The following is a 15635-nucleotide window of genomic DNA, read 5'->3' on the forward strand; positions in this document are numbered from 1 at the left end:
CCGGGGGGCTTCCCGCCGGAGCCGGGGGCTTCCTCAGTACCAGTGGTTGGCCTGCCAGAACTCCCAGGCCCCACACGGGCTGCCGTACCGCTCGTTCATGTAGTTCAGGCCCCACTTGATCTGCGTGGCGGGGTTGGTGCGCCAGTCCGCGCCGGCCGAGGCCATCTTGTACCCGGGCAGCGCCTGCACCAGGCCGTAGGCGCCCGAGGACGGGTTCTGCGCCTGGTAGTTCCAGCCGCTCTCCCGCTCCACGATGTTGGAGAAGCACTGGTACTGGCCGCCGCCGACGATCTGCTGCGCCATCGCCTTGACCTCGGCGATGGTGTACGAGGACTGCTGCGGGAAGTCGGTCCGCTCGGTGCTGCGGCTGGCGGCCTGCCGGGCCTCCTCGCGCTCCTTCGCGGCCCGCTCGGCGGCCTCCTTGGCCTTCCGCGCCTCCTCGGCGGCCTGCTTCTTGGCCTCGGCCTCCTTGGCGGCGGCCTTGCGCGCGCTCTCCGCGGCGGACTTCTTGGCCGCGTCGTTGGCGGCGTCCGTCTGAACGTCCACCTGCTGCGTCAGGGAGGCGGTCTGCACCTGGGTGGTGCCGTCGACGGGGATGTCGGCGAGCAGCGTCGCGTCGGAGGCGGCGAGCTCGACCGGCTCCGCACCGATCTGCTGGTTCCCGGAGGCCACACCGACGACGGCGCCGACGGTGGTGACCGCGGTGGCGGACGCCACGGCGAATCCCCGGACCGAAATCCGAGCAGTCACACAGTTTCCTTCCACAGTGCCCACGGTGGTGACCCCGCGGGCAGAATCGTGCCCCTGGCGCTGACCTCCGTCAGTACATGTTCGTACATGGCCACAGGAGGTACGGGCCCGGATGGGGTCTCCCTGCGGGAGCCCGCGTGGTTCTTCGGGCGGCATACGGCGGTGATGTCTGTTGAGTTGTGTGGTGCGGCACCCCTGGAGATGCGGTTGGCCGTATGCGGGGCCTGACAGGAACCACACCCTGCCGGAAGCGCGGTGCCGATGGCAATTCCGAGCGACGTGGCAAAGCTCACATCCCGTTTGCACCAGGGGCTTTGTGGAAACGCGAGCGTAGCCGGGCGTGACCCGGCTACGCTGCTCCACCCTTTGACGGCGTGTCATTCCCCTTGCCCGCAATCACACCCCTTCGCGGCCTTTCTCACCCCTGTCCGGAATCACCCCGGCGCGGCCGTATCCACCCGCGGCTGCGCGCGCGGAACGGCCGTCCGAAGCCAGGTCAGATACGGCCCTCTTCCAACATTTCGGTCACCAGTGCTGCGATCGGCGAGCGCTCGGAACGCGTCAGCGTGATGTGGGCGAACAGCGGGTGCCCCTTCAGCTTCTCCACCACCGCGACCACGCCGTCGTAACGCCCCACCCGGAGGTTGTCGCGCTGGGCGACGTCGTGGGTCAGCACGACCCGCGAGTCCTGACCGATGCGGGAGAGCACCGTCAACAGCACGTTCCGCTCCAGGGACTGGGCCTCGTCCACGATCACGAACGCGTCGTGCAGCGAGCGCCCCCGGATGTGGGTGAGGGGCAGCACCTCCAGCATCCCGCGCGCGACGATCTCCTCGATCACCTCGCGCGTCGTCACCGCGGACAGCGTGTCGAAGACGGCCTGCGCCCAGGGGTTCATCTTCTCGTCGGCCGTGCCCGGGAGGTAGCCCAGGTCCTGGCCGCCGACCGCGTACAGCGGGCGGAACACCATCACCTTGCTGTGCTGCCGCCGTTCCAGCACCGCCTCCAGCCCCGCGCACAGCGCCAGCGCCGACTTGCCGGTACCGGCCCGGCCGCCCATCGAGACGATCCCGACCTCGGGGTCGAGCAGCAGGTCGAGCGCGATGCGCTGCTCCGCCGAGCGACCGTGGATGCCGAACGCCTCGCGGTCGCCGCGCACCAGGCGGACCCGGCCGTCCGGCGTGACCCGTCCGAGCGCCCTGCCCTTCTCCGACTGCAGCACCAGGCCCGTGTGCACGGGCAGGCCCGCCGCCTGCGGAACCGAGACGGTGTCCGCGCAGTCCGGATCGAAGAGTTCGTCGATGGCCTGGCCGGGCAGCGTCAGCTCGCTCATGCCCGTCCAGCCCGACTCGGTGATCGCCAGCTCGGCCCGGTACTCCTCGGCCAGCAGCCCCACCGAGGACGCCTTGATCCGCAGCGGCAGGTCCTTGGAGACGACGGTGACGTCGAACCCCTCGGCCTGCAGGTTCCGGGCCACGGCCAGGATGCGCGAGTCGTTGTCCCCCAGCCGGAAACCGGCGGGCAGCACACCCGTGTCCGAGTGGTTCAGCTCCACCCGCAGGGTGCCGCCGAGTTCACCGATCGGGATGGGTGCGTCCAACCTCCCGTACCGCACCCGGTACCCGTCCAGCCGCCGGAGTGCCTCGCGGGCGAAATAGCCCAGCTCGGGGTGGTGGCGCTTGGCCTCCAGCTCCGTGACCACGACGACGGGCAGCACGACTTCGTGCTCGTCGAAGCGGGCCATGGCCCCCGGGTCGGCGAGCAGGACGCTGGTGTCGATGACATAGGTGCGCCGGTCGTTCTCGCGGCGCTTCTTGCTGGTCACCACGGATGGACGAACCCCCTCGGCAGAGGATGGTGCGCGAGCCCGCCGGTTCGCGGGTCGCTGCGGAACGAGGCCGGGCCGCCCGCTGCCTGTGCGGGCCGGACACCGGCCCCCCGCGTCCCCGCACCCGCGGTGCGACGTCCGTGGCTGGCAAAGGGCCTCCCGGGGCCGACCTCCCCGTCTGGGTGTCGGCCTGCCAGGGGTATTCCCCCGCGCCGCCGTCCGCATGCCTTGGCATATGCGGACGGCGAGACGAACTCCCCGACACCCGCGAGTGAACGGGGAGGTCAGCCGTGCGGGCCCGCCCCCGGCCGGCGCACGCCCGACGCCACTCCGGCGCGCTTTGGGGCCGCGTCGGTCCGGGGTGTCAGCGGCCGAAGCGGCGGTGTCGGGCGGCGTAGTCGCGCAGGGCGCGCAGGAAGTCGACCTTCCGGAAGGCCGGCCAGAACACGTCGCAGAAGTAGTACTCCGAGTTGGCGCTCTGCCAGAGCATGAAGCCCGAGAGGCGCTGCTCGCCGCTGGTGCGGATCACCAGGTCGGGGTCGGGCTGGCCGCGCGTGTAGAGGTGCTCGGCGATGTCGTCGATGGTGAGCGTGTCGGCCAGGTGCGGCAGCGTCTCACCGCGGTCGGCCCGGTCCGCCAGCAGCGAGCGCACGGCGTCGGTGATCTCCTGCCGTCCGCCGTAGCCGACGGCCACGTTGACGAGGATGCCCGTGTTCCGCGACGTCGTCCCCGCGGCCTCCTTGAGCACCCGCTGGGTGTGGTCGGGCAGCAGGTCGGGGTTGCCGACGTGGTGGACACGCCACCGTCCGTCGCCCGCGAGCCGCCGCACGGTGTCCTCGATGATGCCGAGCAGCGGGGTCAGCTCGTTCGCCGGCCGGTCCAGGTTGTCCGTCGACAGCAGCCAGAGGGTGACGACCTCGACGTCCGTCTCGTCACACCAGCTCAGCAGCTCGCGGATCTTCTCCGCGCCCGCCCGGTGCCCCTCGACCGTCGTGCCGCCCGAGGCCCGCGCCCAGCGCCGGTTTCCGTCGAGGATGACGCCGATGTGCTTGGGGACCTGCGCCAGATCGAGATGGCCTTCCACCCGGCGTGAGTAGAGGCGGACCACCAGATTGCGCAGCTTCTCCTTCATCCGAGCCCGTCGCCCCTTCCACTGCCCACGTCGCACGCCGCGAGAAGCCTACTGCCCGTCAGTGGAGCCGGGCGCCCCGGGCGGCTCCGGGGCGATGTCGGCGGCCCGTGATAGTCAGAGGAGCATGACCGGCACGACCAGCACCACGACCAGTACCGAGCACTACGCGGCGGCGGACTCCCGCTACGACACGATGGAGTACCGCCGCAGCGGCCGGAGCGGGCTCAAGCTCCCCGCCGTCTCCCTGGGCCTGTGGCACAACTTCGGTGACGACCGCGCGCTGGCCACGCAACGCGCCATCCTCCGCCGCGCCTTCGACCTCGGCGTCACCCACTTCGACCTGGCCAACAACTACGGACCGCCGCCCGGCTCCGCCGAGCTGAACTTCGGCAAGATCCTCGGCCAGGACTTCCGCCCCTACCGCGAGGAGCTGGTCGTCTCCACCAAGGCGGGCTACCTCATGCACCCCGGCCCGTACGGGGAGTGGGGCTCCCGCAAGTACCTGCTGTCCTCCCTGGACGTCTCGCTGCGCCGGATGGGGCTGGACTACGTCGACATCTTCTACTCGCACCGCTTCGACCCCGACACCCCGCTCGAGGAGACGATGGGCGCCCTGGCCTCCGCCGTCCAGCAGGGCAAGGCGCTCTACGTCGGGCTGTCCTCCTACAACACCCAGCGCACCCGGGAGGCGGTGGGCCTCCTGCGCGAGATGGGGGTACGCCCGCTCATCCACCAGCCCTCCTACTCCATGATCAACCGCTGGACGGAGGAGGACGGCCTGCTCGACACCCTGGAGGACGCGGAGATGGGCTGCATCGCCTTCGCCCCGCTCGCCCAGGGCCTGCTCACGGACAAGTACCTCCACGGCATCCCCGAGGGCTCGCGGGCCAGCCGCGGCACCTCGCTCGACCCCGGCCTGCTGACGGACGAGGTGGTCGGCCGCCTGCGCGCGCTCAACGGCATCGCCGAGCGGCGCGGCCAGAGCCTCGCCCAGCTGGCGCTGTGCTGGGTCCTGCGCGACCCCCGGATGACCTCGGCCCTCATCGGCGCGAGCAGCGTGGCCCAGCTGGAGGCCAACGTCGCGGCACTGGGCGCCCCGCCGCTGAGCGCGGAGGAGCTGGCGGAGATCGACACCCACGCGGTCTCGGCGCCGGGCACCAACCTGTGGGCCCGCAGCAGCGAGAGCTGAGCCGGAAGGACAAGCGGGCCGGTCCGCGGGGGACTCCATCACGCCGGGGGGACAACCCCCGGCCCCGGCCACACGGACACCCACCGGGAACGAAAAGCGGGCCGGTCCGTGGGGGGGATACGGACCGGCCCGAGGGGGGGTCTCCACCATAGCCCCTTCCCGGCCGTGATCCGCGCATCGTTGCCGTTTTTTCATAGGGCGAGTCCACCTCCGGCCACCCCCGCGAAGGCTCCGACGATCATGAAAGGCCCGAACGGCAGAGGGGTCTTCCGCCCTGCTCGGCCCGCCAGGACCAGGGCCGCCCCATAGGCCGCACCCAGCACGAACGCCGTGAAGGTGCCCACCAGCACGGCCTGCGCGCCGTACCACCCAAGAGCGACACCGCAGGGGATCGCCAGCTTGACGTCGCCCATGCCCATACCCCGGGGATTGATGAGAAACAGCACAAAATAGCCAACCCCCAGGGCGAGACCGCCGAGCAGCGCACCGGGCCACGTCCCGCCGGCTCCGGGCAGGGGGGCGGCGAGGCCGAGCAGGGCTGCCGAGGCCGTGGCCAGCGGCAGCGTGAGCGGATCCGGCAGCCGGTGCACGCGCAGGTCGACCGCGCAGAGCAGGGCGGCCACCGGGGTCAGGGCCAGCCAGACGACGAGTTCCGGCCGCGTGCCGACGGCGGCGGCGAGCCCGCCGCACGCGACGGCCGTGGGCAGCACGAGCCGCAGGGGTGCCGGGCCATAGGCGGCGCCGGGGCAGCCAGGACACCGGCCGTCGCCCAGCCACCCCACGACGGGGTGGCCGTCCGGGCAGCGATCGCGCCACGGCTCCCCCGCCGGGACGGCGAACCGGTAGGCGGGGCGGACGAGGAGCCGTCCGGCCACGGCGCCGTACGCGACGGCGAGCAACACCACGATCAGTTCGGCCACGACCCGAGCCTACGGACGCGGCGGTCCCGCGGAGGACCGGATCCGGCGGCCGGGGTCGGTGGCCCGAGCCGGCCTCCGGGGTCGGCGCCCGGGGTCGGCGGCCGGGGTCGGCTGCCCCGGGTTCGGCACCGGGCGCCCGGGGCGAGGGGCGAAGTCGTCGGGCGAGGGCGGTACGGGGACCGTTCGGCCGGGTCGCCGATCCCGACGGACAGAACTCGGCCGCCACAGCGGCTAGTCTGACCAGCCGTGAGCCTGCCCCCCGCGGCGGCGGCCGACGGCCCCGCCCTCCTGCACGTAGGCGGGGTGACCATCCCGCTGGAGGTCGCCGCGACCCTGCGCGCCCGCAGTCGCGGGCTGCTCGGCCGGGACGGCGTCGAGGGCGCGCTGCTCCTCACCCCGGCGGGCGGCGTCCACACCCTCGGCATGCGGTTCCCCATCGACGTCGCCTATCTGGGCCGTGACCTGCGGGTGCTCGCCGTGCGCACGATGCGGCCCGGGCGCGTCGGCCTGCCCCGGCCGCGGGCCCGGCACGTCCTGGAGTCCGCGGCGTGCTCGATGGCCGGCTGGGGGCTCGTGCCGGGTGCCGTGGTGCGGGTGGAGCCCCTCCCGATCGGTCCCTGACCCGGGCGGCCCGGCTTCCGCGCCCCGTCTGGCCTGCGATGAATCGTTCCGTTTCGGCCCCGCCGTCCGAGCGGCCGCCTATCCTCGGGCACGTGATCACCACCGAACGGCTCTTCCTGCGCCCGCTGACTTCCGACGACGCCGACCGCATCGTGGAGATGCAGTCCGACCCCGAGGTCGGGCGCTACCTGCCCGCGTTCGACGCGGAGCGCACGCGGGAGCGCGTCGGTCACTTCGTGGCCCAGTGGGCCGAGCGCGGCTACGGCCTGTTCGCCGTCGAGCGGAAGGACACCGGGGAGTTCCTCGGCCGGGTGGGCCTGATCCACTGGGAGCAGTTCGACGAGGTCGAGGTCGGCTGGACGCTCCGGCGCGACGCCTGGGGCCACGGCTACGCGACGGAGGCGGCCCGCGCCTGTGTGGACTTCGGGTTCGCCCGCTGCGGCAAGCCCTATCTCACCTGCAACATCCACCCGGACAACGCGCCGTCCTTCCGTGTCGCCGAGCGGCTCGGCTACCGCCGCTTCCGGGAGGACACGCTCTTCGGGATGCCCGTCGTCGTCAACCGGCTGGACCGGTCGGCGCACTCCGCGTAGGGCGGGCCGTGCGTCGTTCTGTGCGGAGTCCGCGGGCGGCCGCGTTCGGCGTCCCGCCCGCGGCCCGGCGCCTCGGAGGCCGCCGGTGCTCAGGCGGGTGAGGGCTGTGGCTCCGGCTCCGGTGCGGGCGGCTCGGGCGTGGGCCCCGGGGCGGGTGTCGGCTGCGGCGGTTCCGGAACCGGCGGCTCCGGCGGGATGGGGACGGGGCCGGGAGGGGGAGCGGGGATCGGGCCCGGTTCCGGGCCGCCCGGCCCCGGTCCGGGAGTCGGTGCGGGCGGCACCGGCTCGGGGTGCCTCGGGACGGCGGCCGTCGGCGTCCGGGGCACGGCTGTCGCGGCGTTCACTGCTACCTCCAGTCGCCCGGACGCACCGGCCGGGCCTTGGGGGGCTGGCTGCCTTCCGTCGTCTCGGGTGCCCGTCGGGCCACGGGCTCACGCATCCCCGGCGCCGGGTGTCCGCGCGGTGCGGTGCCGAGGACGCGCACGGCCCCGGCCCGGCCGCCGTGGTACGGACGGCCGGGCCGGGGCTCGGCAACGGCTCGGCGCGCGGGCCCGGCGGCCGCTGGGCCCGCGGGCCCAGCAGTCGCCCGGCGCGCCGACGGGACCGCTGGTCAGCGGCCCAGCGCGCTGCGCAGCTGGTCCTTGTTCATCGAGGAACGGCCCTTGATGTCCCGCCGCTTGGCCTCCTCGTACAGCTCGTCCTTCGTCCGCTCCGAGGCGCCCTGTCGCGAGCGCTGGCCGCCTCGGGAGGACCCCCGGGTCTCCCCCGCCTGCGCCCGTTCCTTGTTCACCGTCCGCGCGGCGATCTCCTCCGCGCGGCGGGCGTCACGCCCGCCGCGCTGTTTCGCGCTCTCCTTGATGTGCTCGTACTGCCGTTCCCGCTTGGGTGTCTTGGCCACCGTGGTCTTCCTCCGTGTCCGTGGGCCGGTCCCGGTTCCACAGCAAGGCCGCCGAATCCGGGCATACGGGCACAAAATATCCCTGAGTCACCACTTCCGCACGGCGGCGCCCAAACGCCTCCCGCCTCGGGCAATCGGGGGCGGCATATTCACAGAGCAAAGTCATTGGACGCCGTGCACAACCCTTGCCAATCTGGCCTAAAGCAGCCATCAGTAATCCCTTGATGTCGCGTACGCAAACGATCTAACTTTTACTCGCAGCAATAAAGAATGAACGTTCTACCGGGGTGGGGAACATGAACGCACATGACGGACGAGGCAGTCGGGACCGATCCGGCTTAGGCCGGGCGCAGGACGCGGCCAACCGGTTCGCGGAGTACCTTCGCGAGGGCCCCCCGGAGGGGGAGGGGCAGTCGCCCCCGCAACTCCTCGACGGCGACTGGCCCATGCCGCCGGGCACCCGCTCGGTGTACGCGGTCGGCCAGGCACTCGTCCTGCGCGGCACCTTCACCCAGGCCGACTCCTTCGCCCTCAAACGGGCCTTTCCCGGCCAACTCGTCACCGTGGACGACCCGGACCTGACCCGACAGGGTCAGGCGACGCTCGTCGTCTGGCCTCCGGCGTTCAGCGGCGACGAGCACGCGGACCCGGTCGACCAGGCCGTCGGCCCCGAGGACTGACCGCCCCGTCACCCTGATCGCGCCGACGCCCACCGGCGCCGACGCCCACCGGCGCCGACGCCCACCGGCGTCGGCGCGCACCGGCCGGCCGGGAGGGGACGGCCGGTGCCGGCCCCGGGCCGACCCGAACCCCCGGGTCGCCCGGGCGGGCCCGCTCAGCGGGCACAGGCCGCGCAACTCCGGGGTGTACAACAGGCGATATCCGGCATAACCTGACATACGCCACTCACGCGATCTTGCCCATGTGACCCCGGGGGTCGAGATGCTCGCAAGCCGCCTGCGTACCGCCGTCGTCGCCGGGCCCGCGTGCGCGCTCGTCCTCGCACTCGGGGCGTGCTCCGCCACGGAAGGGGCCGCGGAGGCACCCGCCGGGGCCGCCGCACGGCCGGTGTCCTGGAGCCCGGGCCACGCGGACACCGCGAGCGCCCTGCTCGCCCAGGCCGCTGCCCTGCGCGAGAGCGCCCCGCCCGCCCCCGCCGCACCCGACACCCCCGCCGCCTCCGACCAGTGCACGACGGACCCCGCGGACCGCCCCCACTGCACCATGCCGCCCGGGGCCGAGATCACCCCGGACGGCGGCGATCTGGACGGCGACGGAGTCTTCGAGCCACACGAGCCCGTCGGCCCCGGCTACCGGGACCCGCGCGCCTACGACGGCGGCCCCACGAGCGGCGAGACCCAGTGCGACTGGCTGCGTCGGCAGGGCCACCCCTGCTGAGCCGCGCACCGACGCCGGCCGCGAGCATGCTCAGCAGCCGCAGGAGGCGGCGCCGGCCGGGGCCGTGAGGGGGTCGGGGGCGGCACGCCGCGTCCCCGTCGCCGTCTCGACGGCGAAGCCCTCGCGCGTCCAGTACTCGAAGCCGCCGATCATCTCCTTCACCGGGTATCCGAGCCGGGCCAGCGCGAGGGCCGCCCGGGTGGCGCCGTCGCAGCCGGGACCCCAGCAGTAGGCGATCACCGGGACCGCGGGGTCGAGGACGTCGGCCGCACGAGCGGGAATGCCGGCCGTGGGCAGATGGACGGCGCCGGGGATGCGGCCCTGCTCCCACGCCTCGGCCGACCGGGAGTCGACCAGGACGAAACCGGGGTCGCCGCTCTCCAACGAGGCGTGGACGTCGGCGACATCGGCCTGGAAGGCGAGGCGGGCCGCGAAGAACGCGGCGGCCTCGGCGGGCGCGGCGGGCGGCGTGCCGAGCGCCGCGCCCGCCGCGGGACGGACGGGGTCCTGCGGCCCCGCGGCCGTCGCGGACCGGGTCGTGATGGGGTGCGTCGTGATGGGGTGCGTCGTCATGGTCATCACGCTATGGGCACACCAGCCGACCCGGAACCGAGATCCACCGGCATCGCGCTGGACTGGGAGGGGATTCCTCGGCCATCATGCCGCATGACCGTTGATTCCCTGGACGACACTGACCTGCGCATTCTGGAAGCCCTCCAGCGCGACGGCCGCGCCAGCTTCGCGGAACTCGCGCGGGCCGTGAACATGTCGGCCAGCGCCGTGACGGAGCGCGTGCGCCGGCTGGAGGAGCGCGGCGCCATCTCCGGCTACTCCGCCGTCGTCGACCCCGAGGCGCTCGGCCTCGACATCATGGCCTTCGTCCGCCTCGCCTACCCGACCGGCAACTACAAGCCCTTCCACGACCTGGTCGCCGTCACCCCGGAGATCGTCGAGGCCCACCACGTCACGGGCGAGGACTGCTTCGTCCTCAAGGTGCTCGCCGCGTCCATGCGGCACCTCGAACGCGTCACCGGCCGCATCGCCACCCTGGGCGCCGTCACCACCAGCGTCGTCTATTCGAGCCCGCTGCCCCGCAGGGCGGTCACCGCCGTCGGACCGTAACCCGATTGCCGGGCCGTCGGACGGGTGCGAAGATCACCGGCATGACCGCCTCCCCCGCACACTTCCCGGCCGACGACGGCACCCGGCTCGCCTACCACGTCCACGGTGAGGGCCGACCGCTCGTCTGCCTGCCGGGCGGACCCATGCGGGACGCCGCCTACCTCGGCGACCTGAGCGGCCTGGCCGCCGCGGCCGGACGGCGGCTGATCCTCCTGGACCTGCGCGGCACCGGCGAGTCCGCCCGGCCCGAGGACCCCTCGACCTACCGCTGCGACCGGCAGGCCGACGACGTCGAGGCCCTCCGCGAGCACCTCGGCCTGGAGCGGCTGGACCTCCTCGCCCACTCCGCCGGTGCCAACCTCGCCGCACGCTACGCGGAACGCCACCCGAAGCGGATCGGGCGGCTCGTCCTGGTCACGCCCAACGCGGCGGCCGTCGGGATCGACGCGAGTGCCGAGGAGCGCCGGCAGGTCGCCCTCCTCCGCGAGGACGAGCCCTGGTTCGCCGACGCCTGGGCCGGCCTGCAGGCGGTCGCCACCGGGCAGGCCGCCCCCGAGGACTGGCAGCGCATCACCCCGTTCAAGTACGGGCGCTGGGACGATGCCGCCCGGGCCCTGGAAGCGGCAGGGAAAGACCAGCGGCACGAGGAGGCCGCCGGGGTGTTCATGAGCGACGCCTCCTTCGATCCGGAAACCACACGCCGCGCGCTGGCGGCCCTGCCCGGGCCCGCGCTCCTCCTCGCCGGGGAGTTCGACGTGGCCAGTCCGCCCGCCGCCGTCGAGCGCCTCGCGGAACTGCTGCCCGACGCCCGGGTCGTCGTCCAGCCCGGCGCCGGCCACTTCCCCTGGCTGGACGACCCGGCACCGTTCGCGTCGACCGTGGCCGCGTTCCTCAACTGACCTCGGCCGGAGGGCCGCTGAACGCGGCCGTCCCGCGGTCGATCATCCACTGGTTGCTGTGCAGCACACGATCGCCGAACGTGCCCTCCGTCCGGCCCACCAGCGTGCAGCCGAGCCCGCGGCAGACGCCGTTCGACGGTCCGTTCGGCGTCGCCGGGAACGCGTGAACGCGCCCCCAACCGCCGTCGTCACGCGCTCGCTCCAGCAGCGTCCGCGTCGCCCGCCTGGCCAGCCCGCGGCCCCGGAACTCCGGCAGCTCCATCCAGCCGATCTCCGAGATCCGCCCGTGTGAGCCGTGGTCACGCGTGACCAGGATCACCAGCCCCGCCACGGCATCGGGGCCCGCCCCGGCCGGGATGACGGCCGTGAACCAGCCCACGTCCGCCGCCGCGTCCCCGGCGTCCCGCCGCACCTTCTCCCCCATCCCCTCGCGCGGCACCGGCCCGCCCAGCTCGGCCGTCATCACCGGGATCACACCGCGTCCCGACCTACGCCTCGACGTCGCCGGCCACCACGTCCCGCAGCCCCAACCCCACCCCCCCTCCCGCGCGGCCTCGTCGCCGCGCGGGAAGCCCGATCCCCGCTCACCGCTGGCGTTGGGCGGCCAGGAACTCCTCGAACGTCACCGTCCCGACGGCCCGGTCGGGCGCGGTGTGATGACCCTGCGCGAACGCCCGGAACGTCCTCCCCGGCAACCGCAGTTGCACGATGCGGCGATGCCGCGGCCACGACGCCGTCGTCGCCCGCGCCAGCTCATACCAGGAACGCACCTCGGGCCCCGCCACGTCCGGCACGCGCCCGGCGGGCTCCCCCTGCGCCAGCTCCGCCAGCCGGGCCGCGACCTCCCGCACCTCCACAGGCTGGCACGGGACGCCCTTGCCGACGAAGACGCACGGCAGCCTGCGCTGCGCCGTCGTCACCCCCGCGACCAGCTCGTGGAACTGTGTCGCCCGCAGCACGGTCCACGGCAGCCCGGAGGACTCGATCAGCCGCTCCGTCTCGACCTTCGTCCGGTAGTACGAGAACGGGACGCGGTCGACGCCGACGATGGAGACGTAGACGATGTGCGGCCGCCGCCCCTCCGCCCTCACGGCGTCCAGCAGCCTCCGCGTGTGCGCCGCTTCCTTGCGCTGGTGCATGGCGCAATGGACGACGACGTCGACACCGGCCACCGCCGCGTCCAGCCCCTCCCCCGTCTCCAGGTCGGCCACCCGCCACTCACACGGCCGCCCGTCCCCCGCCGGACGCGCCCGCCGGCTCATCACCCGCACCGCGGCTCCGTCCGCCAACAGCCGCTCCACCAGCGGCCGCCCCAGCGTGCCCGTCGCCCCCGTGACCAGAATCCTGCCGCTCACCGTGCCGCCCTCCGCGCACCGACGCCGTCCTGACCCAAGGGTGACGGCGCGCCCCCGCGAACTGTGACACCGCCACGGCGTTGCCCCGTCACAGCGGAGACCACACGCGGCGCGCCGAGGGAGCGGCACCGTGTGGGGTGACGGCGGGGCCGTCACCCCACACGGCCGGTTCAGTCAGCCACCGCCGTGAAGGCCACCTCCGCGGTGCCGGCGGTCACGGCCCGGCGGCCGGGCCCGGACTGGAACTGCCAGTACAGGTTGGTGTGCGCGATCACCTGGGCCGGCTCGGGTGCGCCGTACTCGCGAAAGTCCTGCGTGGTGTGCGCGTCGCTGACCAGCGTCACGTCGTACCCGCGGACGAAGCCCCCGTGGATCGTCGCGCGGATGCACCCGTCGGTCACCGCGCCCGTCACGACCAGTCGGCCCACCCCGCGCTCGGCGAGCACCGCCTCCAGCGTCGTGTCCTCGAACGCGTCACCGTAGGACTTGTGCACGAGCGGCTCAGCCTCGTCGCGGTCCAGCTCCGGCACCCACTGCCAGGGCTCACTGCCCCGCTCCAGCTCGTCGTCCGCGTGCTGGATCCACACCACGGGAACTCCCTCGGCGCGGGCCTTGCCCACGAGCGTGTTGATGTTCGCGATGACTCCGTCACGGTCGTGGGCGTCCGCCACCACACCGTTCTGGACGTCGATGACGAGCAACGCGGTGTTCGGCCGATCGGTCAGGGTCGTCATGAAGAGCTCCTGTTCGTCGTCACGGGACGTGGTCCCGCAGCCCGGCCGATTCGCCCCCGTACGAACAGCGACCCCGGCCCCACTCGAGCATCGAATGGACTTTCACACTACGCGGGCGGACTGACAGCCGGCCCCAACCGCCCCTTCAGCCAAGGGCACGTAGGCAAGGAGCCACCGCCGAATCCCGTACACCACGTTCGTTAGGCTCCCCTGGCCACCAGGGGGAGGGGAGCGGCTGTGAGCACAGGGCGACAACTCGACGGGGAGAAGCTGCGGGCCGAAAGCCGCACCCGCATGCTCTGGGGCCTCACGTCTGTGCTGTGGGTGTGGTTCGCCTGGCTGATGCTCGTGCCCTACACACCGAGCGACGAGGCGCGCAAGGCCACATGCGACGCCCCTCTCGTCAAGGCCTTCGACCGCGAACCGGACCGGTGGCGCAACCCCGGCGCCTGCGCCGCGTACCGCACCTGGCCGGAGCTGCTCGGGGTACTCGCTCTCGCCACCACGTCCACCACCGCGGCCATGGCGGCCCATGTGCACAGGTCGTTCGTGGTGCGCCTGGGTGCGCGCGGCGAGGCGCGGTGAGAGCAGTCCTACGGCCGCCATGCGACTCGCCCGCTCAACGGCGGAGGTTCACACCGAAGCCCCGGAACGCGTCTCCGGTGAGCTCGCTGCCGCCGGTCCATGCGCGGAACCACTCGGTGGTCGGCGACGGAAGCGAAGCCCTCGAAAGGCTCCAAGTCCACGCCGTCGCCGCCGTCGTAGTCGAAGGGCTCCGCCAGGGCCGTGGCGAGCGCGGCGGGAACGCGCGATCGTCGTCACCGTCCGCCACCCGGCAGGTATCGGCGCGCCTGCGCGCCCCACTCGGGCGACGGGCCCGAGCGCACACCGGCGAGCAGGGAGGCCAGGCCTCGGGGGATCACGGCTGTATAGGGAGCAGCGGCTCCAAGGGTGCGGCCGGAAGCATCCCTCGGTACTCGTTCCACCACTGCCGCGTCCGGTCGTCCGCCATCGCCTTCAGGCTGTGGAGTAGGGCGACGTCGCCGCAGCCGTGGACGCGCGCGAAGGCTTCGACTCGCTCCGGTCTCACTCCGATACGCCCAAGCTCCATGTTGCTTACGCGGGACTGACCCACTCCGAGCAGTGCGCCAGCTTCCGTAGCCGACGACCCAGCACGCTCGCGCAGTTTTCGCAGCTCAGCGCCAAGCCTCCTCTGCCGGACCGTCGGTGCCTCTCGCGCCGGCATCTGACCTCCTCCGCTTCGGCGCCAACCGGCATCAGGTCACTCACGGACGGTGGCACCGTGGCACCGTGGAGGAAGTGCACCGCCCTGCCGCCGCGCGGTGGGGCGGCGGGCCACCGGAACGGGTAGCCATCTCGCCGTCTCCGAGAGGAAATACCACGCATGACGATCTCCCCTGCTCCCGGTCACCTCAGGCCGACGACGGACGGGAAGGTCGTCTGGTTCGAGCTGGGAGCTTGACGACCGTTCACGCCGAGGTCGAGATAGGCCTGAGCCGGTCCGCCACGGGGGAGAGGTAAACGAACCGGCTCAGAGTAACTACACTACTACGCTCAGCTTATTCGTTGCGGGGGAACGAGACCTCCACCCGTCGATTCTTTGTCCGGCCTTCCTCCGTGGCGTTGGACGCGACCGGGTAGTCCTCGCTGTAGCCGCGGATGTTGAAGGTGATCCCCGGGTTGTCGAGATGCTTGGCCAACTCGCGGTGCACGGCCTCGGCCCGGTCCTGGGAGAGCGTAACGCCGTGGTCATAGGAGCCGAGGTTGTCCGTGAAGCCGTAGATGTTGACCTCGGTCGAGCCCTGCTCGTTGATCTCGTCCGCGATGTCCTTGATGCGGGCGCTCGCCTCGGCGTTGAGTTCGGCACTGTCCATACCGAAGAGAACTTCCGCCTGAAGCGTGAACTTCGTCTTCTCGTTCGAGTCCTCGCGCCGCTCCTCGCCCGAGCCGTCCTCGACGACCTGAACGATGTCGATGACCCGAGGCTCCGCGAGTGCCGCGCCGTCGCGCATCCGCAGCTGCGGCGAGTTGGCGTCGATGCGTACCGGCGGCTTGTCGTTGGCCGAACCGTAGGGCCCGTCAGCGCTCGCCCCGGGAGCCAGCGTGAGGGTGAGCGCGGCGGCGGTGAGCGTCGCCAACGCCGCGGATGTCACTGGGCCGCGCCGCACGGTCATA

19 protein-coding genes are annotated in these 15635 nt (G+C 72.8%); 8 read left to right on the forward strand and 11 right to left on the reverse strand.

Annotated elements, in window-relative coordinates; genetic code table 11:
- Nucleotides 1–33 precede the first annotated feature (33 nt).
- The 3 genes from HPT28_RS09835 to HPT28_RS09845 form a co-directional block, all read right to left on the reverse strand.
- The gene (locus tag HPT28_RS09835; RefSeq protein WP_308119145.1) at nt 34–750 is read right to left on the reverse strand and encodes a transglycosylase SLT domain-containing protein; all 717 of its coding nucleotides are present in this window, start codon (nt 748–750) and stop codon (nt 34–36) included.
- A 496-nt stretch (nt 751–1246) separates the two neighbouring features.
- On the reverse strand, nt 1247–2578 hold the full coding sequence (locus HPT28_RS09840) for a PhoH family protein (RefSeq protein ID WP_219090617.1): 1332 nt from the start codon (nt 2576–2578) through the stop codon (nt 1247–1249).
- A gap of 364 nt (nt 2579–2942) precedes the next feature.
- Complete coding sequence (locus HPT28_RS09845; RefSeq protein WP_219090618.1) at nt 2943–3710, reverse strand: isoprenyl transferase; 768 nt, start codon at nt 3708–3710, stop codon at nt 2943–2945.
- 124 nt (nt 3711–3834) lie between these two features.
- On the opposite strand from HPT28_RS09845, the gene mgrA reads away from it, so the two are divergent.
- Nucleotides 3835–4899 (forward strand): L-glyceraldehyde 3-phosphate reductase, encoded by a 1065-nt coding sequence (gene mgrA, locus HPT28_RS09850; RefSeq protein WP_219090619.1) that lies wholly within the window; start codon nt 3835–3837, stop codon nt 4897–4899.
- A 191-nt stretch (nt 4900–5090) separates the two neighbouring features.
- Here the strand turns inward: mgrA and HPT28_RS09855 are convergent, their stop codons facing one another.
- On the reverse strand, nt 5091–5819 hold the full coding sequence (locus HPT28_RS09855) for an A24 family peptidase (protein WP_219090620.1): 729 nt from the start codon (nt 5817–5819) through the stop codon (nt 5091–5093).
- Between the two features lie 252 nt (nt 5820–6071).
- On the opposite strand from HPT28_RS09855, the gene HPT28_RS09860 reads away from it, so the two are divergent.
- Nucleotides 6072–6440 carry a DUF192 domain-containing protein gene (locus HPT28_RS09860; RefSeq protein WP_257578358.1) on the forward strand — a complete coding sequence of 123 codons (369 nt, stop codon included), beginning with the start codon at nt 6072–6074 and terminating at the stop codon, nt 6438–6440.
- A gap of 92 nt (nt 6441–6532) precedes the next feature.
- Nucleotides 6533–7033: a GNAT family N-acetyltransferase gene (locus tag HPT28_RS09865; RefSeq protein ID WP_308119146.1), complete on the forward strand. Its 501-nt coding sequence runs from the start codon at nt 6533–6535 to the stop codon at nt 7031–7033.
- Nucleotides 7034–7643: 610 nt separating this feature from the next.
- Here HPT28_RS09865 and HPT28_RS09870 read toward each other — a convergent pair.
- Nucleotides 7644–7931, reverse strand: a complete 288-nt coding sequence (locus HPT28_RS09870) for a plasmid stabilization protein (RefSeq protein ID WP_219090623.1) — start codon at nt 7929–7931, stop codon at nt 7644–7646.
- Nucleotides 7932–8227: 296 nt separating this feature from the next.
- Here HPT28_RS09870 and HPT28_RS09875 point away from each other — a divergent pair, with 296 nt between their 5' ends.
- Together HPT28_RS09875 and HPT28_RS09880 are read left to right on the forward strand one after the other, a co-directional pair.
- Complete coding sequence (locus tag HPT28_RS09875) at nt 8228–8611, forward strand: hypothetical protein (RefSeq protein ID WP_219090624.1); 384 nt, start codon at nt 8228–8230, stop codon at nt 8609–8611.
- 262 nt (nt 8612–8873) lie between these two features.
- The gene (locus HPT28_RS09880) at nt 8874–9329 is read left to right on the forward strand and encodes a hypothetical protein (protein WP_219090625.1); all 456 of its coding nucleotides are present in this window, start codon (nt 8874–8876) and stop codon (nt 9327–9329) included.
- 30 nt (nt 9330–9359) lie between these two features.
- Here the strand turns inward: HPT28_RS09880 and HPT28_RS09885 are convergent, their stop codons facing one another.
- The gene (locus tag HPT28_RS09885) at nt 9360–9902 is read right to left on the reverse strand and encodes a rhodanese-like domain-containing protein (protein WP_374226946.1); all 543 of its coding nucleotides are present in this window, start codon (nt 9900–9902) and stop codon (nt 9360–9362) included.
- Between the two features lie 93 nt (nt 9903–9995).
- On the opposite strand from HPT28_RS09885, the gene HPT28_RS09890 reads away from it, so the two are divergent.
- On the forward strand, nt 9996–10451 hold the full coding sequence (locus tag HPT28_RS09890) for an Lrp/AsnC family transcriptional regulator (RefSeq protein ID WP_219090627.1): 456 nt from the start codon (nt 9996–9998) through the stop codon (nt 10449–10451).
- Between the two features lie 41 nt (nt 10452–10492).
- Entirely contained in the window at nt 10493–11350 is an 858-nt protein-coding gene (locus tag HPT28_RS09895; protein WP_219090628.1) for an alpha/beta fold hydrolase, read from the forward strand.
- Here HPT28_RS09895 and HPT28_RS09900 read toward each other — a convergent pair.
- The 3 genes from HPT28_RS09900 to HPT28_RS09910 form a co-directional block, all read right to left on the reverse strand.
- Complete coding sequence (locus HPT28_RS09900) at nt 11343–11813, reverse strand: GNAT family N-acetyltransferase (protein ID WP_306824604.1); 471 nt, start codon at nt 11811–11813, stop codon at nt 11343–11345. The genes HPT28_RS09895 and HPT28_RS09900 overlap by 8 nt on opposite strands.
- A 121-nt stretch (nt 11814–11934) precedes the next feature.
- The gene (locus tag HPT28_RS09905; protein WP_219090629.1) at nt 11935–12705 is read right to left on the reverse strand and encodes an SDR family oxidoreductase; all 771 of its coding nucleotides are present in this window, start codon (nt 12703–12705) and stop codon (nt 11935–11937) included.
- Between the two features lie 170 nt (nt 12706–12875).
- Nucleotides 12876–13439 (reverse strand): isochorismatase family protein, encoded by a 564-nt coding sequence (locus tag HPT28_RS09910; RefSeq protein ID WP_219090630.1) that lies wholly within the window; start codon nt 13437–13439, stop codon nt 12876–12878.
- A 237-nt stretch (nt 13440–13676) separates the two neighbouring features.
- Here HPT28_RS09910 and HPT28_RS09915 point away from each other — a divergent pair, with 237 nt between their 5' ends.
- On the forward strand, nt 13677–14024 hold the full coding sequence (locus HPT28_RS09915) for a hypothetical protein (protein ID WP_219090631.1): 348 nt from the start codon (nt 13677–13679) through the stop codon (nt 14022–14024).
- A 334-nt stretch (nt 14025–14358) separates the two neighbouring features.
- On the opposite strand, the gene HPT28_RS09920 is transcribed toward HPT28_RS09915, so the two are convergent.
- Both HPT28_RS09920 and HPT28_RS09925 read right to left on the reverse strand, forming a co-directional pair.
- Nucleotides 14359–14685 (reverse strand): helix-turn-helix transcriptional regulator, encoded by a 327-nt coding sequence (locus tag HPT28_RS09920; RefSeq protein ID WP_219090632.1) that lies wholly within the window; start codon nt 14683–14685, stop codon nt 14359–14361.
- A gap of 334 nt (nt 14686–15019) precedes the next feature.
- Nucleotides 15020–15634, reverse strand: a complete 615-nt coding sequence (locus HPT28_RS09925) for an OmpA family protein (protein ID WP_219090633.1) — start codon at nt 15632–15634, stop codon at nt 15020–15022.
- Nucleotide 15635 lies beyond the last annotated feature (1 nt).

Source organism: Streptomyces sp. JJ38 (assembly GCF_019303475.1).
Taxonomy (GTDB): domain Bacteria; phylum Actinomycetota; class Actinomycetes; order Streptomycetales; family Streptomycetaceae; genus Streptomyces.